This window comes from Pseudomonas sp. S2_C11, assembly GCF_054668395.1.
On sequence record NZ_CP162765.1, the window covers coordinates 1,130,916 to 1,152,388 of the forward strand.

Here is a 21,473-nt window from a genome sequence, read left to right on the forward strand (position 1 = left end):
CGTGAGACGTAAACTTTTGCTGCTGCTGGAAACCGGACTGGTTCTGGCAGGGCTGCTGTTGGGCGCCAGCGCCTGGAAAATTCATTCGGCGCTGGAACAGCCTCTGAACATCCCGCAGGAACAACTGCTGGATGTGCCGAAAGGCTCTACACCGACCCGTACCTTCCTTGAACTCGAAACCGATGGCGTCATCAAGGACGCGTTCTGGCTGCGCGTCTACTGGCGCTTCAATCTCGCCGGCACACCGATTCACAGCGGCGAATACCGCATGCAGCCGGGCATGACCGTCAACGGTCTGATCGACTCGTGGAAGCGTGGCGACGTGGTTCAGTACAGCCTGACCCTGGTCGAAGGCTGGACTTTTCATCAAGTGCGCGCCGCCCTGGCCAAGGACGACAAGCTCGAGCAGACCCTCAATGGCCTGAGCGACAGCGACGTGATGGCGAAGATCGGCCACAAAGGCTTGTTCCCGGAAGGTCGGTTTTTCCCGGATACCTATCGCTTCGTGCGTGGCATGTCCGATGCCGAGCTGCTGAAAAAGGCCTTTGATCGTCTCGATGAAGTGCTCGCCAAAGAATGGGCGCAGCGTTCTGCCGATGTGCCTTACAGCGAACCTTATCAAGCTCTGATCATGGCCTCGCTGGTCGAGAAAGAGACCGGCGTTCCGCAGGAGCGCGGGCAGATTGCCGGAGTGTTCGTACGGCGCATGGCGCTGGGCATGCAGTTGCAGACCGATCCGACAGTGATATATGGCCTCGGCGATCGCTACACCGGCAAGCTGACCCGCGCGCATCTGAAAGAACCGACACCCTATAACACCTACGTGATTCCCGGTTTGCCGCCGACGCCGATTGCGATGGTCGGGCGCGAGGCGATTCATGCTGCGCTCAACCCGGTTGAGGGCAGCAGCCTGTATTTCGTCGCCCGTGGCGATGGCAGCCATGTGTTCTCCGATGATCTGGATGCGCACAACAACGCGGTGCGCGAATACCAGCTCAAGCGCCGTGCCGATTACCGTTCCAGCCCGGCACCAGTAACCGCGCCGGCCACCGATGAGGCCATTCCGGCGGCCTCGCCGAACACCGCGCCCGAGGCGCTGCCGCAAGTGCCGCCGCAAGAACCTGCGCCAGCCCCGGAACCGGACGCCGCTGCACCGCAGAACGCGCAATGACTTTGATGAAGGACTGCCTGTGACTGGCTTGTTTATTACCCTGGAAGGCCCGGAAGGCGCGGGCAAGAGCACCAATCGCGAATACCTCGCCGAGCGCCTGCGCGCCGCCGGTATCGAAGTGCTGCTCACCCGTGAGCCTGGCGGTACACCGCTGGCCGAACGGATTCGTGATGTCCTGCTGACCCCGGCCGACGAAGTGATGCACCCGGACGCCGAGCTGTTGCTGGTGTTCGCCGCGCGGGCCCAGCATCTGGCAGAGGTGATTCGCCCGGCGCTGGCGCGTGGCGCCGTGGTGCTGTGCGATCGTTTCACCGATTCAACATACGCCTATCAGGGCGGCGGTCGTGGTTTGTCGCTGGAACGCATCGCCACCCTGGAGACTTTCGTGCAGGGCGACTTGCGGCCCGATCTGACCTTGATTTTCGACCTGCCCGTTGAAATCGGCCTGGCCCGCGCCAGTGCCCGTGGTCGGCTGGACCGGTTCGAACTCGAAGGCCGGGCGTTTTTCGAGAACGTGCGCAATGCGTTCCTGAAACGCGCCGAAGCCGACCCGTCGCGCTACGTGCGCATCGATGCCGGTCAGCCATTGGCCAAGGTGCAGCAATCGCTGGACACCTTGCTACCGAATTTGCTGGAGCTGGCCCGTGGCTGAGGCCTATCCATGGCAGGACAGCCTCTGGCAGCAACTGGCCGGCCGCAGTCAGCATGCTCACGCGTACCTGCTGCACGGTCCGGCCGGTATCGGCAAGCGTGCGCTGGCCGAGCGCTTGATGGCCAGCCTGCTGTGTCAGCGCCCTACGCCTGAGGCGTGCGGCGAGTGCAAATCCTGTCTGCTGCTCAAGGCCGGCAGTCATCCGGACAATTACATCCTGGAGCCGGAAGAGGCGGACAAGGCGATCAAGGTCGATCAGGTTCGTGATCTGGTCAGTTTCGTCGTGCAGACCGCGCAGCTCGGGGGGCGCAAAGTGGTGTTGATCGAGCCGGTCGAGTCGATGAATATCAACGCTGCCAACGCCTTGCTCAAAAGTCTTGAAGAACCGTCCGGCGATACCGTGCTGCTATTGGTCAGCCACCAGCCGAGCCGTTTGTTGCCAACCATCAAGAGCCGTTGCGTGCAGCAGGCCTGCCCGCTGCCGGGCGAGGCGATGAGCCTGCAATGGCTGGCCCAGGCGCTGCCGGATTGCGCGGAGGAAGAGCGCGTCGAACTGCTGACCCTCGCCGCCGGGTCGCCGCTGATGGCGGTCAGCCTGCAATCGCAAGGTGTGCGTGAACAGCGCGCGCAAGTGGTCGAAGGCGTGAAGAAGTTGCTCAAGGGCCAGCAATCGCCGACGCAACTGGCGGAAGAGTGGAAAAGCATTCCGATGCTGCGTCTGTTCGACTGGTTCTGCGACTGGTCGAGCCTGATCCTGCGCTATCAACTGACTCAGGACGAAGCCGGTCTTGGCCTGGCCGATATGCGCAAGGTTGTGCAGTACCTGGCGCAGAAAAGCCCGCAGGGTAAAGTGCTGGATATTCAGGATTGGATTCTCGCCCAACGGCAGAAAGTGTTGAGCAAGGCCAACCTCAATCCGGCCCTGTTGCTGGAAGCATTGTTGGTGCAATGGGTGGGATTGCCTGGTCAAAGATAAGAATGTGTACCTAGACTCTGAAGATCAGCAGTGGAGGTGAACATGATTGAACCTGTCAGCCCGGGGCCGCGTAACGGCATCTTGTCCCTGACCATCAAGGACAAGTCGGTGCTCTACGCCGCCTACATGCCGTTCATCAAGAATGGCGGACTGTTCATCCCGACCAACAAAAGCTACCGGTTGGGCGACGAGGTGTTCATGCTGTTGCACCTAATGGATGAAGCGGAAAAAATTCCGGTCGCCGGCAAAGTCGCCTGGATCACCCCCAAAGGCGCACAAGGCAATCGCGCCGCCGGTGTCGGCGTGCAGTTCAACGACGGCGACGACACCGCGCGCAGTCGCATCGAAACTCATCTGGCCGGAGCACTGAAATCCGACCGTCCCACTCATACGATGTAAGTTGCAGTCCTTTTTATGCTCGTAGATTCCCATTGTCACCTTGACCGTCTCGACCTCGCCGCCCATGACGGCTCGCTGGATGCCGCACTCGCTGCGGCCCGCGAGCGTGGGGTTGGACATTTTCTGTGCATCGGCGTCAGCGCTGACAACGCCGCCGACGTCAAAGCCCTCGCCGAGCGTTATGACGACGTCGATTGCTCGGTCGGCGTGCATCCGCTGGATGTGCAGCCGGGCGCCGCACCGGCGCTGGACTGGCTGCTGCACGAACTCGATCACCCGAAAGTGGTGGCGATCGGCGAAACCGGTCTCGACTATCACTACGAGCCGGAAGCTGCCGAGTTGCAGCAGGAGTCGTTTCGCCTGCATCTGCAAGCGGCGCAGCAGACCGGCAAGCCGGTGATCATCCACACTCGCGGCGCCCGTGCCGACACCCTCCAACTGCTGCGCGAAGCGGCGCTGCCCCAGGCCGGTGTGTTGCATTGCTTCACCGAGGACTGGGAAATGGCCAAAGCGGCGCTGGACATGGGTTATTACATTTCCCTGTCGGGCATTGTTACGTTCCGCAATGCCGACGCTCTGCGCGATGTGGCGAGCAAAGTGCCGGCCGATCGCCTGCTGGTGGAAACCGATTCGCCGTATCTGGCGCCGATTCCGTATCGCGGCAAGCCGAACCTGCCGCAGTACGTGCGCGAAGTCGCGGAGTTTCTGGCGATGCTGCGTGGTGAGAACTACGAGCGCTTTGCCGAGCAGACCACGGAAAACTTCAAGCGCTTGTTCCCGCTGGCGAGTGTTAAATCTGCCGTATGACCGCAGGCCAAATCGCAGGCAAAAAAAACCCGGGTTCTGGGGGGTGAATCCGGGTTAAGACCATTAGGAGTAAAACAAAGGCACGCGGTCCGTTGGTACCTTTACCGGCACGACACTTGGGGGAGATGTCGCCCGACAGTTCAAGTATTGATCAGTCTGGCGTGCAGTCCAGTGAGCGGGTCGGGGTTTTTAAACAAATTTGGAATACGTTTGCTTCAGTTGAGTTCTCATTGCACCCGATTCGTTCTCGAAATGAACAAGAAACACAGATTTGGTCGATGAACCGTGCTTTTTTGCGCAAGTTAGGCATAATACGCGGCTTCGAATTTTGACCCTTCAGACCTTTTTCTTATGCATAAAGAACCTCGTAAGGTCCGTGAATTTCGTCGCCGCGAGCAGGAAATTCTCGATACCGCGCTCAAGCTGTTCCTCGACCAGGGTGAAGACAGTGTCACCGTCGAGATGATTGCTGATGCCGTGGGTATCGGCAAAGGCACGATCTACAAGCACTTCAAATCCAAGGCCGAGATCTACTTGCGCCTGATGCTCGACTACGAGCGCGATCTGAACGAGCTGCTGCATTCGGCGGATGTCGACAAGGACAAGGAAGCGCTGTCCCGCGCCTACTTCGAATTCCGCATGCGCGACCCGCAGCGCTATCGCCTGTTCGACCGCCTCGAAGAGAAAGTGGTCAAGGGCAATCAGGTGCCGGAGATGGTCGAGGAACTGCACAAGATCCGTGCCTCGAACTTCGAACGCCTGACCCTGCTGATCAAGGGTCGCATCAGCGAAGGCAAGCTCGAAGACGTGCCGCCGTACTTCCACTACTGCGCATCCTGGGCGTTGGTGCACGGCGCGGTGGCGTTGTATCACTCGCCATTCTGGAGCAATGTGCTGGAAGATCAGGAAGGCTTCTTCCAGTTCCTGATGGACATCGGCGTGCGCATGGGCAACAAGCGCAAGCGCGACCCGGAAACGCCGAGCACATAAGTCATTCAGCGGGCTGATTGCGCCGTGTTTTCACAACATGGCGCAATAGCACAGGAATATACTCAGGCATAGGGCTTGCTAAAACCTGATTTCTCAGTCAAGTTTTGCTCGCTCGATTTTCTTTCGCCGGAGTGTTTCATGATCGTTGACCGTCAAGGCAGGCGTTTTCGCAATCTGCGCATCAGCCTGACCTCTGCCTGCAATTACGCCTGTACCTACTGCGTGCCCAACGGCAAGCGGTTGGTCGCTGCGCAGGATGAGCTGTCGGCCGAAGCCATGGCACGCGGCGTCGAATACCTGATCGAAGCGGCCGGCATCGAGCGCCTGCGCATCACTGGCGGCGAGCCACTGGTCAGCCCCAAACTCGAATCGTTCATGACTGCCGTCGGCCAGATGGGCCTCGACGACATCAGCCTGACCACCAATGGTCAACTCCTCGCGAAAAAACTGCCGCTGCTGGTCGATGCCGGTCTGCGTCGGATCAACGTTTCCCTCGACACTCTTGATGCCGCTGCTTTTCGCAGCATCGCTCGTGGCGGCGATCTGGCCAGCGTGCTCGATGGCATGGATCAGGCTGCCGCCGCCGGGATGAAGATCAAGGTCAACATGGTGCCGTTGCGCGGGCAGAACCTCGATCAGGTCATGCCGCTGCTCGACTACTGTCTGGAGCGCGGCTTCGAACTGCGTTTCATCGAGCTGATGCGCATGGGCCATCTGGCCAAGGATTCCAATGCCTTCCTGCAGCAGTTCGTCAGCCTTGAGCAGTTGCTCGGCCTGATCGGCGAACGTTATGAATACGCCCAGACCGACGCACCGGTGGACGCCACGGCTGTGCGCTATGCGATTCCCGGTCGCGGCACTTTCGGGGTGATCGCCAACGAAAGTGTGCCGTTCTGCCGCACTTGTTCGCGCTTGCGCCTGTCATCGACCGGTTGGCTGCATGGCTGTTTATCGTCGAGCAACCGCCACTATGTCGGCGATCTGCTCGACAAGCCGCGCCACCAGGCGTTGCCGGCGCTGCAACGTTTGCTGGTCAAGGCGTTGGGTGACAAACAGGAGGTGGCGTTCTCTGGCGGCGCTACTGTCATGAAGATTATTGGCGGTTGAACAACGGCTTTCGCGAGCAGGCTCGCCCCACATTTGGAATGCATTTCAATTGTGGGAGCGAGCCTGCTCGCGAATGCCTCTATCACTGAATTTGTCGAGCTGGCGCAAAAGCTGCATTCAACGGCCATTCGCCGGTTTTCCGACACCGGCTTCTGGAGGAATAGGATGCGTAGCCTGGTTTTGCTGCTGGCCGTTTTGGCGCTTGGCGGCTGCATGAATGTCAGCGATATGGCCGAAGGCACTCGCTATCACATGAGCGATGCGGGGCTTCTGGACCACAGTGACAGCCGCCGGGTGAACAATCTCCGCATTCAGCCGGACTCGTTCATCTTCATCGCCCAGGGCGCGTTCGCGCCACCGGGTGGTTCCTATCCACGGCCAAACGTGGTCGCCGAAGAAGCCTTCAAGGGCTTTGTCGAATACTTCCCGATGGTCCGCCGCGCCCGTGCGCCGGAAGGCCTCGACCAAGCCATGGGCGAAGCCCGTGATGCCGGGGCGCATTACCTGCTCTACACACGTTTCGCCAAGGCTGATGACCGCATCGGCAACTCCGACGAGTGGCTGGACCAGGAAGCCGTGGATCGCCTCGGTATCGATGGCGGCGTGATTCAGATCATGTTGATCGAGACCAGCACCCAGTATTTGATTGATACTGCACGGATCAAGAGTCGTGGCGGTTTACTGACGTTCCATGATTCCAAACCCGAAGACCTCATCGGTCCGCCGCTGGCGCAATACGCACGCAGCCTGCTGGGGATCGGCGACCAGTAATCAAGGAGTACGCCATGAGTGACCCGCAAACAGCCAATGACCTGCTGGGGCAGATCCCCAAGACCAAAGGCCTGCCACCGGTGCATTTGTGGAACCCGGATTTCTGCGGCGACATCGACATGCGCATTGCCCGTGACGGCACCTGGTACTACCTGGGTACGCCGATCGGGCGCAAGCCGATGGTCAAACTGTTCTCCACCATCATCCGCCGCGACGGCGATGATTATTTCCTGATCACCCCGGTCGAGAAGGTCGGGATCAAGGTCGATGACGCGCCGTTCGTGGCGGTTGCCGTTGACGTGGAGGGGGAGGGCGAGGCGCAGGTTTTGCGCTTTACCACCAACGTCGAGGAAACCACCGAAGCGGGGACTGAGCATCCGCTGCGTGTCGAGATCGATCCTGAGACCCAGGAGCCTGCGCCTTATGTGCATGTGCGCAGCAACCTTGAAGCGCTGATTCACCGCAATGTGTTTTACCAGTTGGTGGAACTGGCGGTGAGCCGCGAGATCGATGGTCAGCGCTGGTTGGGCGTGTGGAGCGGCGGCGAGTTCTTTCGCATCGGCCTGGAACCCTGACACAACATTAAAATGTGGGAGCGAGCCTGCTCGCGAACGCGGTGTATCAGTCGCCAGCAATGTTGACTGACACGACGCTTTCGCGAGCAGGCTCGCTCCCACAATGGTTTGTGCAAGCTAAAAAAAATCCGGTTGACTGTTATTCGTATGATGATTAGCGTAGGCACCCATCGCGATTCGCCTTGAGGTGTTCATGTCCAGCAGTTTTCATGCGTCGACCGTTGACTGGCTGGGCAGTTGGATTGCTGCCGGTCAGGTCAAGCCGGGGCAGACCATCAAGGTCGAGGCGGATCTGGGCGAGCAGCTTGGCGTCAGCCGCACGGTGATCCGCGAAGCAATCAAAACCCTCGTCGCCAAAGGCATGCTCGAAGTCGGTCCGAAAGTCGGCACGCGGGTGTTGCCAGTACGGCGCTGGAATCTGTTCGATCCGCAGGTGGTCGGTTGGCTATCGCGCAATGGGTTGCCGGAAAACTTCGTCGATGACCTGCTGGATTTGCGCCGCACCATTGAGCCGATGGCGGTGCGCTGGGCCTGTGAGCGGGCGACACCGGAGCAGATCGAAGCGGTACAACTGGCTTTCAATGCGCTGGAACGTGCAGTCGACAGCGGCGTTGATTACAACCGTGCCGACCAGGCCTTCCACGAATGCATTCTGGCCGCCAGCCATAATCAGTTCATCGAACAAATGGTCCCGGCCCTCGGCGCGTTGCTGGCGGTGTCGTTCGAAGTCTCCGCCGCCGACCCCGATGAACTGCGCCGCACCTTGCCGATCCATAAAGACATGGCCGATGCCATCGCCGCGCGCGATTCGACCCGTGGCGTGTGGGCGTGCATGACCTTGATCGACAATGCCGATCTGGCGATAAAACGCTTTTACCCGAAAGTCATGGCGGACCGCAAAGCCAGCTAAGATCGAAAATTCCCTGTGGGAGCGAGCCTGCTCGCGAATGCGTCAGGTCAGATGCATCATCATTGACTGACACGCCGCTTTCGCGAGCAGGCTCGCTCCCACATTGGAAACAACAAGAACATGAAGGATTCCAGATGACCTGCACCGCCCTGACCCAACACCGCGCGCAACTCGGCGAAGGCCCGTTCTGGGATGCGCCGACCCAGGCGTTGTACTGGGTGGATATCGCCGGTAGACAAGCGTTGCGCCTGATCGGCCAGAACGTGCAGATCTGGCAGATGCCCGAGCACATCTCCGCCTTCATTCCCTGCGCCAGCGGCGATGCGCTGGTGACATTGAGCAGTGGTGTCTACCGGCTCGATCTCGATTCGCCCGGCCTCGAGCCACGCTTGACGCTGTTCTGCGTCGCCGACCCGCAACCGGGCAACCGCCCCAACGAAGCCCGTTGCGATGCCTTGGGCCGGTTGTGGTTGGGCACCATGCAGAACAACATCGGCGAGCACGGCGAGGATCTGCCGCTGGCGCGCCGTTCCGGCGGCCTGTTCCGTATCGATCCCGATCAACGCGTCACACCGCTGCTGCTCGGCCTGGGCATCCCCAACACCCTGCTGTGGAGTGACGACGGCACCACGCTGTTGTTTGGTGAAAGCCTCGACAGCACGCTCAATCGATATTTCATCCGCACTGACGGCAGTCTCGATGCTCCGCAGGTGTTCTACTCGTCTGATCAACACGGTGGTCCCGATGGCTCGGCGATGGACGCCGAAGGCTACGTGTGGAATGCACGCTGGGACGGCAGTTGCCTGCTGCGCCTGACGCCGGACGGGCAGGTGGATCGCAAAATCGATCTGCCGGTCAGTCGCCCGACCAGTTGCGTGTTCGGTGGCGAAGACTTGAAAACCTTATTCATCACCAGCGCCAAGAGTCCGCTGAACCATCCATTGGATGGCGCGGTGCTGAGCATGCGCGTCGACGTTGCAGGAAAACTCTGTACGCGTTTTGCTGGTTAAATCCCATAATATGGGATGCAAAATTATATATTGAGATTATTTGGCGGTCGGGTTTATAGTCGGCTCCAGCAGTAACACGCACTCACACTTAAAAAGAACAAAACAGGTGAAGTGATGCAGCGAATTCTTGTCGCCCGCGCAAGCGGGATCCGCCTTTCGTCACGGCTCAATGCCGTTGACGACGCATGCCTGTCTGTTTTTCCCAGCCGTCAGAACCGGACATCCACCGATGGCCGGTTTTTTTGCGCCTGCGTGCAGGAGGCCTGAGCCATGGCTGAAGCGCTGACATTGCCGCAAGTGTCGGCCCCGCCGAAAGGCGAGCGTCTGAAAAACAAGGTCGTGCTGTTGACCGGGGCCGCTCAGGGCATCGGCGAAGCGATTGTCGCCGCCTTCGCCGCGCAGCAAGCCAGATTACTCATCAGCGACATCCAGGCCGACAAGGTCGAGCAGGTCGCCGCTCACTGGCGCGATCAGGGCCATGACGTGCAGGCGCTCAAGGTCGACGTATCGAATCAGCAGGATCTGCATGCCCTGGCCCGACGCGCCGTGGAATTGCATGGCCGCATCGATGTGCTGGTCAACTGCGCCGGGGTCAATGTGTTCCGCGATCCTTTGCAGATGACCGAAGAGGACTGGCGCCGCTGCTTCGCCATCGATCTGGACGGCGCCTGGTATGGCTGCAAAGCCGTGCTGCCGCAGATGATCGAGCAGGGCGTGGGCAGCATCATCAACATCGCCTCGACCCATTCCAGCCACATCATTCCCGGCTGCTTCCCGTACCCGGTGGCCAAGCACGGCTTGCTCGGCCTGACCCGTGCACTCGGCATCGAATACGCGGCCAAAGGCATTCGCGTCAACGCCATCGCACCGGGCTACATCGAAACGCAGCTGAACGTCGATTACTGGAATGGCTTTGCCGATCCGCACGCCGAGCGGCAGCGCGCCTTTGACCTGCACCCGCCCAAGCGCATCGGCCAGCCGATCGAAGTGGCGATGACGGCGGTGTTTCTGGCCAGCGATGAGGCACCGTTTATCAATGCTTCGTGCATCACCATCGATGGTGGCCGCTCGGTGATGTACCACGACTGAATAAAACGGATTTCCAGCGCTGAACTACGCTTGAAATCCAATCATCATACGATATGACTATTTTCAACCAGCTTCACTGAGAACACGCTTCAACGCTTTTCAAACCTTGCTCAAAAAAAATAACAAGGAGTCATCTGATGAAACGTCGTTTCGGGATTCGTACCCTGTGCAGCACTGCCCTGGCGGTCACTGCGTTCAGCCTGAGCAGTGCGCTGCTCGCCGCCGACGCGGTGAAGATCGGTTTTCTGGTCAAGCAGGCCGAAGAACCGTGGTTCCAGACCGAATGGGCTTTTGCCGAAAAAGCCGCCAAGGACAAAGGCTTTGAACTGATCAAGATCGCGGTACCGGATGGCGAGAAGACCCTTTCGGCCATCGACAGCCTGGCCGCCAACGGCGCCAAGGGCTTCGTGATCTGCCCGCCGGACGTGTCCCTCGGCCCTGCCATCATGGCCAAAGCCAAGATCAACGACTTGAAAGTGATTGCCGTCGACGACCGTTTTGTCGACGCCAACGGCAAGTTCATGGAAGACGTGCCGTACCTGGGCATGGCCGCGTTTGAAGTGGGTCAAAAGCAGGGCGCCGCCATGGCTGCCGAAGCGAAAAAGCGTAACTGGGACTGGAAAGACACCTACGCGGTGGTCAACACCTATAACGAACTCGACACCGGCAAGAAGCGCACCGACGGTTCGGTCGATGCCCTGAAGAAGGCCGGCATGCCCGAGGATCACATCCTCTTCGCCGCACTGAAAACCCTCGACGTACCGGGCAGCATGGACGCCACCAACTCGGCGCTGGTGAAACTGCCGAGCGCGGCGAAAAACCTGATCATCGGCGGCATGAACGACAACACCGTGCTCGGCGGCGTGCGCGCCACCGAAGCGGCCGGTTTTGCCGCGAGCAACGTGATCGGCATCGGCATCAACGGCACCGACGCCATCGGCGAGTTGAAAAAGCCTAACAGCGGCTTCTTCGGGTCGATGCTGCCAAGTCCGCACATCGAAGGCTACAAGACCGCCGAGATGATGTACGAGTGGATCACCGCCGGCAAAGAGCCGCCGAAGTACACCGCCATGGATGACGTCACCCTGATCACCCGCGAAAACTTCAAGCAAGAGCTGGAAAAAATCGGCTTGTGGAACTGAGGCAGCGACGGCCCGGGCAGCCGGGCCGTTTTTCGGTGTGAAGAGGTGGCTTTATGCACGCGCAAGTACAGACACAAGAACAACACGGCGCCAACGGCAGCCTGCGCTTCAACGGGATCGGCAAGACCTTTCCCGGCGTGAAAGCGCTCGACGGCATCAGCTTCGTCGCCCACCCCGGCCAGGTTCATGCCCTGATGGGCGAGAACGGCGCGGGCAAATCGACCCTGCTGAAGATTCTCGGTGGTGCTTACATTCCGAGCAGCGGCGAGCTGCAGATCGGCGAGCAGGCGATGGCGTTCAAGTCCACCGCTGACAGCATCGGCAGCGGCGTCGCGGTGATTCACCAGGAACTGCATCTGGTCCCGGAAATGACCGTGGCCGAAAACCTGTTTCTTGGCCATCTGCCGGCCAGTTTCGGCCTGATCAATCGCAGTGAGCTGCGCCAGAAAGCCTTGAATTGCCTGAAGGGGCTGGCGGACGAAATCGATCCGCAAACCAAGGTCGGACGCTTGTCGCTGGGTCAGCGGCAACTGGTGGAAATCGCCAAAGCGCTGTCGCGCGGCGCTCACGTCATCGCTTTCGACGAACCGACCAGCAGCCTCTCGGCGCGCGAGATCGATCGCTTGATGGCGATCATCGGGCGCCTGCGCGACGAAGGCAAAGTGGTGCTCTACGTTTCCCATCGCATGGAAGAAGTCTTCCGCATTTGCGACGCCGTCACTGTGTTCAAGGACGGCCGCTACGTACGTACATTCGACGACATGAGCCAGTTGACCCACGATCAACTGGTGACCTGCATGGTCGGTCGCGACATTCAGGACATCTACGATTACCGTCATCGCCCGCGTGGCGCCGTGGCGTTGAAGGTCGATGGTTTGCTCGGCCCGGGCCTGCGTGAGCCGATCAGTTTCGAAGCGCACAAGGGCGAAATCCTTGGCTTGTTCGGGCTGGTCGGGGCAGGGCGCACCGAGCTGTTTCGCCTGCTCAGCGGCCTGGAGCGCAACACCGCTGGCCGTCTCGAACTGCGCGGCCATGAGCTGAAACTGCGCTCGCCCCGTGACGCGATCGCCGCCGGCATTTTGCTCTGCCCGGAAGACCGCAAGAAGGAAGGCATCATCCCGTTGGCCAGCGTTGCCGAGAACATCAACATCAGTGCCCGCGGTGCGCATTCCGGGCTCGGCTGCCTGATTCGCGGCCTGTGGGAAAAGGGCAACGCCGACAAGCAGATCAAGGCCCTGAAAGTGAAAACCCCGCACGCCGGCCAGCAGATCAAGTTCCTTTCCGGCGGCAATCAGCAGAAGGCCATTCTCGGCCGCTGGCTATCGATGCCGATGAAAGTCCTGCTGCTCGACGAACCGACCCGTGGCATCGACATCGGCGCCAAGGCCGAAATCTACCAGATCATTCATAACCTCGCCGCCGACGGTATTTCGGTGATCGTGGTGTCCAGCGATCTGATGGAAGTGATGGGCATTTCCGACCGCATCCTGGTGCTGTGCGAAGGCGCCCTGCGCGGCGAAGTCAGCCGCGACCAGGCCAATGAATCCAACCTGCTGCAACTGGCTTTGCCACGCCACCGCGCTGACGGCGTGGCGAACTGAGAGGTGACTATGATGACTACGCAAAACGAAACCCTGCCGACCGAGCGCAAACCGCTGGACATGCGGCGCTTCCTCGATGACTGGGTCATGCTGCTGGCGGCGATCGGCATCTTCGTCGCCTGCACACTGCTGATCGACAACTTCCTCTCGCCGCTGAACATGCGTGGCCTGGGTCTGGCGATTTCCACCACCGGCATCGCCGCGTGCACCATGCTTTATTGCCTGGCATCCGGACACTTCGACCTCTCGGTCGGCTCAGTGATCGCCTGTGCAGGCGTGGTCGCGGCAGTGGTAATGCGTGACACCAACAGTGTATTTCTCGGGGTCAGCGCGGCGTTGGCGATGGGCCTGATCGTCGGGCTGATCAACGGCATCGTGATTGCCAAGTTGCGCGTCAATGCCTTGATCACGACGCTGGCGACCATGCAGATCGTGCGCGGCCTGGCCTACATTTTTGCCAACGGCAAAGCGGTCGGTGTTTCGCAGGAATCGTTCTTTGTTTTCGGCAATGGCCAACTGTTCGGTGTGCCGGTGCCAATCCTGATCACCATCGTTTGCTTCCTGTTTTTCGGCTGGCTGCTGAACTACACCACCTATGGGCGTAACACCATGGCCATCGGTGGCAACCAGGAAGCGGCGCTGCTGGCGGGTGTTAACGTCGACCGGACCAAGATCATCATCTTCGCCGTGCATGGTTTGATCGGTGCGCTAGCGGGTGTGATTCTGGCCTCGCGGATGACTTCCGGGCAGCCGATGATTGGTCAGGGTTTTGAACTGACAGTGATCTCGGCTTGCGTGCTGGGCGGAGTTTCGTTGAGTGGTGGCATCGGCATGATTCGCCACGTGATTGCCGGGGTGTTGATTCTGGCGATCATCGAGAATGCGATGAACCTGAAGAACATCGATACGTTTTATCAGTATGTGATTCGTGGTTCGATTCTGTTGCTGGCCGTGGTCATTGACCGCTTGAAACAACGGTAACGTCAAAAGCTACCCCTCACCCCAGCCCTCTCCCAAAGGGAGAGGGGGCTGACCGAGGTGTCTTGCGTTCTACATCGACCTGAAAGATCGGGTCGATTGTGGATTCGCTAAAGCAACATCATTTCGGCGCATTTCCTGAGCACTCCCCAATCAGTTCCCTCTCCCAAAGGGAGTGGGGGCCGACCGAGGTGTCTTGCGTTCTACATCGACCTGAAATATCGGGTCGATTGTGGATTCGCTAAAGCAACATCAGTTCGGCGCATTTCCTGAGCACTCCCCAATCAGTTCCCTCTCCCAAAGGGAGTGGGGGCCGACCGAGGTGTCTTGCGTTGTACATCGACCTGAAAGATCGGGTCGATTGTGGATTCGCTAAAGCAACATCAGTTCGGCGCATTTCCTGAGCACTCCCCAATCAGTCCCTCTCCCAAAGGGAGTGGGGGCCGACCGAGGTGTCTTGCGTTCTACATCGACCTGAAAGTTCGGGTCGATTGTGGATTCTCTAAAGCAACATCAGTTCGGCGCATTTCCTGAGCACTCCCCAATCAGTTCCCTCTCCCAAAGGGAGTGGGGGCCGACCGAGGTGTCTTGCGTTCTACATCGACCTGAAATATCGGGTCGATTGTGGATTCGCTAAAGCAACATCAGTTCGGCGCATTTCCTGAGCACTCCCCAATCAGTTCCCTCTCCCCTCCGGGAGAGGGCTAGGGTGAGGGGCTCTTGATTTTGCTCTCTCCACCGGTCACCTCCCTCAAATTTTTGTTGCCCGCCACGTCCCGTTTCGGTTATCAATTTGTACATGATTAGACAGGTACGATTCGACAAGAAACAACGGGTGGTCGACGAGCTCGTCCGACGCATCGAAAGCGGCCTCATGGAGGACGGCTTTCTGTTGCCCGGCGAACATCAGTTGGCTCAAGAATTCCAGGTCAGCCGTGGCACCTTGCGTGAGGCGCTGGCCGAACTGAAGCGGCGTAATTACATCGCCACGCAAAGCGGTGTCGGTTCCATCGTCACTTTCGACGGTGTCGCGCTGGATCAGCGCAGCGGCTGGGCGCAGGCGTTGGCCGACAGCGGGGCGCTGATCAATACCGAAGTGTTGCGCCTCGAAGCCGTGACTCGCCCGGATCTGCTGGTGCGTTTCGGCACCGATCAATTCATCACCCTTGACCGTCGCCGGCGCGCCACCGACGGTACGCTGGTGTCTCTCGAACGATCCTTGATGCCGGCCAACGGCGGCCTGGAAAGCCTGCCCCGCGTCGGCCTGATCGACAATTCCCTGACCATCACCCTGGCCGCCTACGGCTATATCGGCGAGCGCGGCGATCAGTGGATCGGCGCCGAGCCGCTGAATGCCGAAGACGCCGAGTTGCTCGGTCGCCCGGTCGGCACGGTGTTTCTCAAAGCCCTGCGCACCACCTACGACCGGCAGAACCGTTTCATGGAACAGGTCGAAAGCCTGCTCGACCCGGTGCACTTTCGTCTGCACCTGCAATTCGGAGAATCGAAATGACCGCGCTCAACCGTGCGCTTGGCGCTTTCTATGGTCTGGCTCTGGGTGACGCGCTGGGCATGCCGACGCAGTCGCTCGATCGTGAAACGATCAAGGCGCGCTTCGGCCAGATCACTGATTTGCAGGACGCAGGTCCCTTGCAACCGATCGCCGCGAACATGCCCAAAGGCTCGATCACCGATGACACCGAGCAGGCGATCCTGGTCGGCGAATTATTGGTCGAAGGTCACGGCCGTATCGAGCCGGCGGTCCTCGCCCAGCGCTTGATCGAATGGGAAGCCGAGATGCAGGCCAAAGGCTCGCAGGACTTGCTCGGCCCCTCGACCAAACGCGCCATTGAAATGATCCTCGCCGGGCATTCCCCGGAAGAAGCCGGGCGCTACGGCACCACCAATGGCGCGGCGATGCGCATCACCCCGGTGGGCATTGCCGCGAACGTGGCCGATCCGCAGCGCTTCATTGCGGCGGTCGTGCAGGCTTGCCAGGTGACGCATAACACCACGCTGGGGATTTCCAGTGCAGCAGCGGTGGCGGCGGTGGTCTCGGCCGGGATCAACGGCGTCGATCTGGGCGAGGCGCTGAATCTTGGCCAGCAGATTGCCCAGCAAGCCGAAGCCCACGGGCATTGGGTTGCTGGCGGGCGCATGGCCTCGCGCATCAGTTGGGCGCGCAGTATCAGCGTCGACAGTGACAAAGCACTGCTCGCCGATCTGCTCTACGACGTGATCGGCACATCGGTGGCGTCGCAGGAGTCGGTGGTGGTTTCATTCGCCCTGGCCCAGCAAGTGGCCATCGGCGAGATGACGGCATTCGAGGCGTTGTGCATGGCTGCCAGCCTGGGCGGCGACACGGATACCATCGCGGCGATTCTCGGCGCCATGCTCGGCGCTTGCCTGGGTCTTGAGTGCTGGCCGCAGCCGATGATCGAGACGGTGAAAGTCGTTAATCAACTTGAGCTGGAACCGTTAGTGCAGGGGCTGTTGGCCTTGCGTTGACTGGCTGGCCTCTTCGCGAGCAGGCTCGCTCCCACAATTGGAATGCATTTCCTTGTGGGAGCGAGCCTGCTCGCGAAAGGGGCGGCGCATTTCTAAAGAATTCACACAGCAATGGATCGCACAGACAGGCCTCGGAAGGCCGGTTGTCTTGTCGTTTTGCATCATTGCCACAACCACAAAAAAGGCAAACAGGAGCATTTTCATGAGTTCATCAACCGCCGGGCAGAGCGTCGGGCAACTGGAAACCCGGGGTATCGAGCCGGTGCCGGAAGCCGAGTGCAACGGTCATCCGCTGCAGCTGTTCTGGGTCTGGTTCGCCGCCAACATTTCCATCCTCGGCCTGCCGTTGGGCGCCACGCTGGTGGCATTTCGCGGGCTGGCAATCTGGCAGGCGATCATCGTCGCCATCCTCGGTGCCGCCGGCTCATTTGCCGTGGTCGGGATCATCTCGATTGCCGGGCGGCGTGGCCGCGCGCCGAGCTTGACGCTGTCGCGGGCAATCTTCGGCGTACGCGGCAACATCGGCCCGACGCTGGTTTCGCTGATGTCGCGTCTGGGTTGGGAAACCGTCAATACCACCACTGCGGCGTTTGTCCTGCTGTCGCTGTGTTCGATCCTGTTCGGCTCGCCGGTCGAGGCGAAAAGTGCGCCGGTCCTGACGCTGATCTTTATCGCCATCTTCGTCTTGCTGACCTTGTCGGTGTCCGGCCTCGGCCACGCGACCCTGCTGGTGATCCAGAAGTGGGCGACCTATGTGTTCGGTGCGCTGAACATTCTCGTCGGTGGTTTCCTCTGCGCGACGATCGACTGGAGTGCGGTGTTCAACGCCACGCCAGCACCGCTGAGCGCAATGATCATAGGCATCGGCACCATGGCCGCCGGCACTGGTATCGGTTGGGCCAACGCTGGTGCCGACATGTCGCGCTATCAGCATCGCAGCGTCAAGGCTGTGCGCCTGGTGGCGTCGGCGGCGTTCGGCGCAGGGATCCCGCTGGTGCTGCTGATCACCCTCGGCGGCTTGCTCTCTGTGGGCAACAATGATCTGGCGTCGGCGACTGACCCGATCGTGGCGATTCGCGACATGCTGCCGACCTGGATGGCCGTGCCGTACTTGATCACCGCGTTCGGCGGCCTGCTGCTGTCGAACAACCTGTCGGTATATTCCGCCGGCCTGACCACGCTGACCCTGGGCCTCAAGGTCAAACGCGTCTACGCGGTAGTGGTCGACATCGTCGCGATCTTCGCCGGCTCGATCTACTTCATGCTGATCGCCGACAGTTTCTACGGCCCGTTCATTACCTTCATTTCCCTGCTGGCAGTGCCGATCACTGCATGGGTGGGGATTTTCGTCGTCGATCTGATTCACCGTCACTACTACAGCCCCAAAGACCTGCTCGATGTCAGCCCGAGCAGCGCCTACTGGTATCGCGGCGGCATCGAGTGGCGCGCGTTTGGCGCCTGGGCGATCGCCATCGTCCTTGGTTTCAGCTTCACCACCATCGGCACCACGGCAGAAAACGTCTGGTTCAAGGGCTTTCTGTCCGACTCCTGGCTGGGCCACAACGGCCTCGGCTGGATCGTGACCTTCGTCGTCGCCGGTGGCATTTACCTGATACTTGGCGGTGCGAAAGATCGCCGCGCCGCGCACCCCGAGAATGCTCATGCCTAAGATGCTGCACACCGGCCAGGTCATCATCGACCTGGTCATGGCCGTGGATAAACTGCCGCAGATTGGCGGCGACGTGCTGGCGCAGTCGGCGGGGTTCGAAGCCGGCGGCGGTTTCAACGTGATGGCCGCTGCGGTGCGTAACGGTCTGCCGGTGGTTTACCTCGGTCGCCATGGCATGGGGCGTTTCGGTGACTTGGCGCGCCACGCGATGCAGGCGGAAGGTATCTGCATCGGCATCCGCGAACCGGCCGAGCGCGATACCGGTCTGTGTGTGGCGCTGACCGATGCGTCGGCTGAACGCAGTTTCATTTCCTACATCGGCGCTGAAGGTGAGGTGACCGAAGACGATTTGAACAATGTGGCTGCTGAGCCCGGCGATTACGTTTATCTCAGCGGTTACAGTCTGCTGCACGAGGGCAAGGCGCAGGCGTTGCTCGACTGGACGCTGGCGCTGCCGGCGTCGGTCAATGTGGTGTTCGACCCGGGGCCGTTGGTGGAGTCACCTGACGCGCCGATGATGCAGGCGTTGCTACCGCGCATCAATGTGTGGACCAGCAACAGTGTTGAGGCGCTGCGATTTACCGTGGCTGATGAAATTGGCGCGGCAATGGATCGGCTCGCGAAGCTCCTGCCGGAAAATGTGCTGATGGTGGTGCGCGACGGGCCGCAGGGTTGCTGGATTCAACAGCGTGGCGAGCGTCGACAAGTGCCGGGGTTTGCTGTCAATGCAGTGGACAGCAATGGCGCCGGTGATGCGCATGCCGGGGTGTTTGTTGCTGGATTGGCGCAGGGGCTGGATGCACTGGAAGCGGCGCGGCGGGCGAATGCTGCGGCGGCGCTGGCGGTGACGCGCTGGGGGCCGGCGACATCGCCGGGGGCGGGTGAGGTGGATGCGTTTATCCGCGAATCCTGCGGCGACTGATGCACCGCAATCGCTGGCAAGCCAGCTCCCACAGGGTCTTCGTGTGTAAGTGCAATAGTGCAACCACCCGAAAAATCTGTGGGAGCTGGCTTGCCAGCGATGAGGCCATCAGACTTAACCGGCCTTGCGCAACGCCTCGATCAACTCCTGCTTGCGCATCGACGAGCGTCCCGGAATATTCTTCGCTCGGGCTTCCTTCATCAGGCTATCGACAGTCTGCGCATTCTTCGAAGTCTCGCTATTGCGCGAATGGCCCTTGCGACTGGCCACCGCGCGGCGGGATGACTCTTTGCGCTCTTCCGACTTGGCACTTGCAGGCTTCTTGCGCCCTGAGCCGCCGGACTTTTCGCCACCGCCGGATTGCTTGTTCACCGTCGCCCAGGCACGCGCCTCAGCTTCATCTTTCGACACGCCCTTTTTCTCGTAGCTGTCTTCGATGTGCTCGGCTTTGCGCTTCTGTTCGCTGGTGTATTTGTCTTTGCTTCCACGAGGCATGGGATTTCTCCTTGCGTCAGGATGTGCTGCGTTACGCCGAAGGCTGCGAATCACTCGAGACGAATCGCCCGTTCGAAGTCGAAAGGTCCGCAGCCCCAACCAGCGTCAGCTATCGAGTTTCTTCGCCGCTTCAACGCCGGCTGAACTGAGCTTGATCGGCAGGTTCAGCGAGTGTTCGCCCGCTTCGCTGCAGGTCACATGACCATGGTGAATCAGCCCGCGATCCTGCAGGGCGGCGAGGGCGCTGGCCACGACTTTCTCGCCCCGGTAATTGTCCAGCACCTCCTTGCCCAAGCCATTGGGATGCGCGTGCAGCAGGCGGGTGAGAACTTCTTTTTCCAGGTCTTTGTCGACGTTCATGGTTACCTCTTCATGGGAGTGAATAGGGCGCTCGCGTCGGCGAACTACTGACCGGCACCTTCGGAACCGGAGCCACCGGTGGTGGTTTTCGAGCCGACACCGGGGCCGGCATTGTCAGGCGGAGTGGCAGGAGAGTCAGGCGTGTTCATGCCACCCTGACGGCCCGGATCGCTGCCTTGTGTGCGCGGATCGGTGCCGGTGGCGGGTGGCTGATTGATCAGCGGCACGCCGGAACCATCGGTATTCATACCGGGAGCACTGTTGATGGCGGGCGCGCGTGGCGGGGTCGGATCGGTAGGGCCAGTGCCCGCTGCCGTGGACGAGGCGGCGAACACCGCAGGGCAAAGCAGGGCGCTGAAGACTAAAGCGGTCAACCTTGACGGGATCATAGGGCTTCTCCAGTGATTGGAATCCTTACACTGGGTTGGTCAGCCCTGATGACGGATTGGTGCCTGATGATCGACGAACGGTCTTCGCCAGGGTCGCGTGTCTGCTGTTCAGACGATGCCGAGCTTTAGTGTTTCCATCGGTGCAAAACAGTTAACAGTCATAAGCATCCTTTCAGAGTGTGCGCTATCAAATGTGGGAGCGAGCCTGCTCGCGAAGGCATTCTGTCAGTTGACTCGGGGCTGACTGGAGGGACGCATTCGCGAGCAGGCTCGCTCCCACAGGGGCAACGGCGTTCGCCCGATCGGGCAGGTCAGTATGTTTGCCATGTGACGAGCGCCGCTGCGCGCCTTAGTATGGCGCTTTAATTTGCACACAAGGCCCGTCCATGACGATCGAAATCCGCCCGGCGACCCCCAGCGATGCGCCGCAAATCCTCGCCTTCATCACCGAACTGGCAGATTTCGAAAAGGCCCGTCACGAAGTCATCGCCAGCGTCGCCGACATCGAACGCAGCCTGTTCGGCGAAGGCGCGACCGCCCATGGCCTGATCTGCCTGCGCGACGGCTTGCCGATCGGCTTCGCGGTGTTCTTCTTCAGTTATTCAACCTGGCTGGGCAGCAACTGCCTGTACCTCGAAGACCTCTACATCACCCCCGAACAACGTGGCGGCGGCGCCGGCAAAACCCTGCTGCGCCACCTGGCGAAAATCGCCTGCGCCAACGACTGCGGCCGCTTCGAATGGAGCGTGCTGGAATGGAACACCCCAGCCATCGAATTCTACAAATCCCTCGGTGCGCAACCGCAGGAGGAATGGGTGCGGTATCGCATGGATGGCAAGGTGTTGCGCGAATTTGCCGAGGGCTGAGCACAATGATGGCAATCTACTGCTGATTCAGTTGTCGCCACCGCTCTGGTCCGGCATTCTGTGCGCCATTTTTGCGCGCTCACGGA

At 60.3% G+C, this 21,473-nt stretch carries 23 protein-coding genes; 20 read left to right on the plus strand and 3 right to left on the minus strand.

Features of this window, described 5'->3' with window-relative positions:
* Nucleotide 1: 1 nt before the first annotated feature.
* From mltG to AB4N48_RS05365, 19 genes are all read left to right on the plus strand, one after another.
* A complete protein-coding gene (gene mltG / locus AB4N48_RS05275; protein WP_315436004.1) occupies nt 2-1,171 on the plus strand; it encodes an endolytic transglycosylase MltG in 1,170 nt (389 codons plus the stop codon).
* A 19-nt stretch (nt 1,172-1,190) separates the two neighbouring features.
* Nucleotides 1,191-1,823 (plus strand): dTMP kinase, encoded by a 633-nt coding sequence (gene tmk, locus AB4N48_RS05280; RefSeq protein ID WP_016770985.1) that lies wholly within the window; start codon nt 1,191-1,193, stop codon nt 1,821-1,823.
* Nucleotides 1,816-2,799 (plus strand): DNA polymerase III subunit delta', encoded by a 984-nt coding sequence (locus AB4N48_RS05285; RefSeq protein WP_076563804.1) that lies wholly within the window; start codon nt 1,816-1,818, stop codon nt 2,797-2,799. The genes tmk and AB4N48_RS05285 overlap by 8 nt, the downstream gene beginning before the upstream one ends.
* A gap of 42 nt (nt 2,800-2,841) precedes the next feature.
* Complete coding sequence (locus tag AB4N48_RS05290) at nt 2,842-3,198, plus strand: PilZ domain-containing protein (RefSeq protein WP_016770983.1); 357 nt, start codon at nt 2,842-2,844, stop codon at nt 3,196-3,198.
* Between the two features lie 15 nt (nt 3,199-3,213).
* Nucleotides 3,214-4,005, plus strand: coding sequence for a TatD family hydrolase (locus AB4N48_RS05295; protein WP_258707061.1), 792 nt, complete (start codon nt 3,214-3,216; stop codon nt 4,003-4,005).
* 351 nt (nt 4,006-4,356) lie between these two features.
* A complete protein-coding gene (locus AB4N48_RS05300) occupies nt 4,357-4,995 on the plus strand; it encodes a TetR/AcrR family transcriptional regulator (protein ID WP_016770981.1) in 639 nt (212 codons plus the stop codon).
* A 138-nt stretch (nt 4,996-5,133) separates the two neighbouring features.
* Entirely contained in the window at nt 5,134-6,102 is a 969-nt protein-coding gene (locus AB4N48_RS05305; RefSeq protein ID WP_041479439.1) for a GTP 3',8-cyclase MoaA, read from the plus strand.
* A gap of 165 nt (nt 6,103-6,267) precedes the next feature.
* Complete coding sequence (locus tag AB4N48_RS05310) at nt 6,268-6,873, plus strand: DUF4823 domain-containing protein (protein ID WP_016770979.1); 606 nt, start codon at nt 6,268-6,270, stop codon at nt 6,871-6,873.
* 14 nt (nt 6,874-6,887) lie between these two features.
* On the plus strand, nt 6,888-7,448 hold the full coding sequence (locus AB4N48_RS05315; RefSeq protein ID WP_252878696.1) for a DUF1285 domain-containing protein: 561 nt from the start codon (nt 6,888-6,890) through the stop codon (nt 7,446-7,448).
* Between the two features lie 193 nt (nt 7,449-7,641).
* The gene (locus tag AB4N48_RS05320) at nt 7,642-8,358 is read left to right on the plus strand and encodes a FadR/GntR family transcriptional regulator (RefSeq protein ID WP_041479437.1); all 717 of its coding nucleotides are present in this window, start codon (nt 7,642-7,644) and stop codon (nt 8,356-8,358) included.
* A gap of 134 nt (nt 8,359-8,492) precedes the next feature.
* Entirely contained in the window at nt 8,493-9,368 is an 876-nt protein-coding gene (locus tag AB4N48_RS05325) for an SMP-30/gluconolactonase/LRE family protein (RefSeq protein ID WP_460094910.1), read from the plus strand.
* A gap of 270 nt (nt 9,369-9,638) precedes the next feature.
* Nucleotides 9,639-10,457: an SDR family oxidoreductase gene (locus tag AB4N48_RS05330; RefSeq protein WP_056788270.1), complete on the plus strand. Its 819-nt coding sequence runs from the start codon at nt 9,639-9,641 to the stop codon at nt 10,455-10,457.
* Between the two features lie 137 nt (nt 10,458-10,594).
* Nucleotides 10,595-11,599 carry a substrate-binding domain-containing protein gene (locus AB4N48_RS05335; protein WP_016770973.1) on the plus strand — a complete coding sequence of 335 codons (1,005 nt, stop codon included), beginning with the start codon at nt 10,595-10,597 and terminating at the stop codon, nt 11,597-11,599.
* A 53-nt stretch (nt 11,600-11,652) separates the two neighbouring features.
* Nucleotides 11,653-13,200, plus strand: a complete 1,548-nt coding sequence (araG, locus tag AB4N48_RS05340) for an L-arabinose ABC transporter ATP-binding protein AraG (RefSeq protein ID WP_310217675.1) — start codon at nt 11,653-11,655, stop codon at nt 13,198-13,200.
* 12 nt (nt 13,201-13,212) lie between these two features.
* A complete protein-coding gene (araH, locus tag AB4N48_RS05345) occupies nt 13,213-14,181 on the plus strand; it encodes an L-arabinose ABC transporter permease AraH (protein ID WP_101156425.1) in 969 nt (322 codons plus the stop codon).
* A 796-nt stretch (nt 14,182-14,977) separates the two neighbouring features.
* A complete protein-coding gene (locus tag AB4N48_RS05350) occupies nt 14,978-15,691 on the plus strand; it encodes a GntR family transcriptional regulator (RefSeq protein ID WP_016770970.1) in 714 nt (237 codons plus the stop codon).
* A complete protein-coding gene (locus AB4N48_RS05355) occupies nt 15,688-16,686 on the plus strand; it encodes an ADP-ribosylglycohydrolase family protein (RefSeq protein WP_056788274.1) in 999 nt (332 codons plus the stop codon). Before AB4N48_RS05350 ends, AB4N48_RS05355 begins: the two co-directional genes overlap by 4 nt.
* Nucleotides 16,687-16,888: 202 nt before the next feature.
* Complete coding sequence (locus tag AB4N48_RS05360; RefSeq protein ID WP_258707059.1) at nt 16,889-18,355, plus strand: purine-cytosine permease family protein; 1,467 nt, start codon at nt 16,889-16,891, stop codon at nt 18,353-18,355.
* Nucleotides 18,348-19,277 (plus strand): PfkB family carbohydrate kinase, encoded by a 930-nt coding sequence (locus AB4N48_RS05365; protein WP_460094911.1) that lies wholly within the window; start codon nt 18,348-18,350, stop codon nt 19,275-19,277. The genes AB4N48_RS05360 and AB4N48_RS05365 overlap by 8 nt, the downstream gene beginning before the upstream one ends.
* Before the next feature lie 114 nt (nt 19,278-19,391).
* On the opposite strand, the gene AB4N48_RS05370 is transcribed toward AB4N48_RS05365, so the two are convergent.
* The 3 genes from AB4N48_RS05370 to AB4N48_RS05380 all read right to left on the minus strand — a co-directional run bounded on the left by AB4N48_RS05370 (nt 19,392) and on the right by AB4N48_RS05380 (nt 20,521).
* Nucleotides 19,392-19,772, minus strand: a complete 381-nt coding sequence (locus AB4N48_RS05370) for a Rho termination factor N-terminal domain-containing protein (protein ID WP_252878693.1) — start codon at nt 19,770-19,772, stop codon at nt 19,392-19,394.
* 105 nt (nt 19,773-19,877) lie between these two features.
* Nucleotides 19,878-20,132, minus strand: a complete 255-nt coding sequence (locus AB4N48_RS05375) for a hypothetical protein (RefSeq protein ID WP_041479421.1) — start codon at nt 20,130-20,132, stop codon at nt 19,878-19,880.
* A 44-nt stretch (nt 20,133-20,176) separates the two neighbouring features.
* Nucleotides 20,177-20,521 (minus strand): hypothetical protein, encoded by a 345-nt coding sequence (locus AB4N48_RS05380; protein WP_076563793.1) that lies wholly within the window; start codon nt 20,519-20,521, stop codon nt 20,177-20,179.
* Nucleotides 20,522-20,907: 386 nt separating this feature from the next.
* On the opposite strand from AB4N48_RS05380, the gene AB4N48_RS05385 reads away from it, so the two are divergent.
* On the plus strand, nt 20,908-21,387 hold the full coding sequence (locus AB4N48_RS05385; RefSeq protein WP_041479417.1) for a GNAT family N-acetyltransferase: 480 nt from the start codon (nt 20,908-20,910) through the stop codon (nt 21,385-21,387).
* The last annotated feature ends 86 nt before the right edge of the window (nt 21,388-21,473 follow it).

Excerpts from the sequence above, each read along its gene's own strand:
- AB4N48_RS05290 (WP_016770983.1), top strand. The coding sequence starts at position 2,842 with ATGATTGAACCTGTCAGCCCGGGGCCGCGTAACGGCATCTTGTCCCTG.
- AB4N48_RS05295 (WP_258707061.1), top strand. The coding sequence starts at position 3,214 with ATGCTCGTAGATTCCCATTGTCACCTTGACCGTCTCGACCTCGCCGCC.
- AB4N48_RS05300 (WP_016770981.1), top strand. The coding sequence starts at position 4,357 with ATGCATAAAGAACCTCGTAAGGTCCGTGAATTTCGTCGCCGCGAGCAG.
- AB4N48_RS05305 (WP_041479439.1), top strand. The coding sequence starts at position 5,134 with ATGATCGTTGACCGTCAAGGCAGGCGTTTTCGCAATCTGCGCATCAGC.
- AB4N48_RS05310 (WP_016770979.1), top strand. The coding sequence starts at position 6,268 with ATGCGTAGCCTGGTTTTGCTGCTGGCCGTTTTGGCGCTTGGCGGCTGC.
- AB4N48_RS05315 (WP_252878696.1), top strand. The coding sequence starts at position 6,888 with ATGAGTGACCCGCAAACAGCCAATGACCTGCTGGGGCAGATCCCCAAG.
- AB4N48_RS05320 (WP_041479437.1), top strand. The coding sequence starts at position 7,642 with ATGTCCAGCAGTTTTCATGCGTCGACCGTTGACTGGCTGGGCAGTTGG.
- AB4N48_RS05325 (WP_460094910.1), top strand. The coding sequence starts at position 8,493 with ATGACCTGCACCGCCCTGACCCAACACCGCGCGCAACTCGGCGAAGGC.
- AB4N48_RS05330 (WP_056788270.1), top strand. The coding sequence starts at position 9,639 with ATGGCTGAAGCGCTGACATTGCCGCAAGTGTCGGCCCCGCCGAAAGGC.
- AB4N48_RS05335 (WP_016770973.1), top strand. The coding sequence starts at position 10,595 with ATGAAACGTCGTTTCGGGATTCGTACCCTGTGCAGCACTGCCCTGGCG.
- araG (WP_310217675.1), top strand. The coding sequence starts at position 11,653 with ATGCACGCGCAAGTACAGACACAAGAACAACACGGCGCCAACGGCAGC.
- araH (WP_101156425.1), top strand. The coding sequence starts at position 13,213 with ATGACTACGCAAAACGAAACCCTGCCGACCGAGCGCAAACCGCTGGAC.
- AB4N48_RS05350 (WP_016770970.1), top strand. The coding sequence starts at position 14,978 with ATGATTAGACAGGTACGATTCGACAAGAAACAACGGGTGGTCGACGAG.
- AB4N48_RS05355 (WP_056788274.1), top strand. The coding sequence starts at position 15,688 with ATGACCGCGCTCAACCGTGCGCTTGGCGCTTTCTATGGTCTGGCTCTG.
- AB4N48_RS05360 (WP_258707059.1), top strand. The coding sequence starts at position 16,889 with ATGAGTTCATCAACCGCCGGGCAGAGCGTCGGGCAACTGGAAACCCGG.
- AB4N48_RS05365 (WP_460094911.1), top strand. The coding sequence starts at position 18,348 with ATGCCTAAGATGCTGCACACCGGCCAGGTCATCATCGACCTGGTCATG.
- AB4N48_RS05370 (WP_252878693.1), bottom strand. The coding sequence starts at position 19,772 with ATGCCTCGTGGAAGCAAAGACAAATACACCAGCGAACAGAAGCGCAAA.
- AB4N48_RS05375 (WP_041479421.1), bottom strand. The coding sequence starts at position 20,132 with ATGAACGTCGACAAAGACCTGGAAAAAGAAGTTCTCACCCGCCTGCTG.
- AB4N48_RS05380 (WP_076563793.1), bottom strand. The coding sequence starts at position 20,521 with ATGATCCCGTCAAGGTTGACCGCTTTAGTCTTCAGCGCCCTGCTTTGC.
- AB4N48_RS05385 (WP_041479417.1), top strand. The coding sequence starts at position 20,908 with ATGACGATCGAAATCCGCCCGGCGACCCCCAGCGATGCGCCGCAAATC.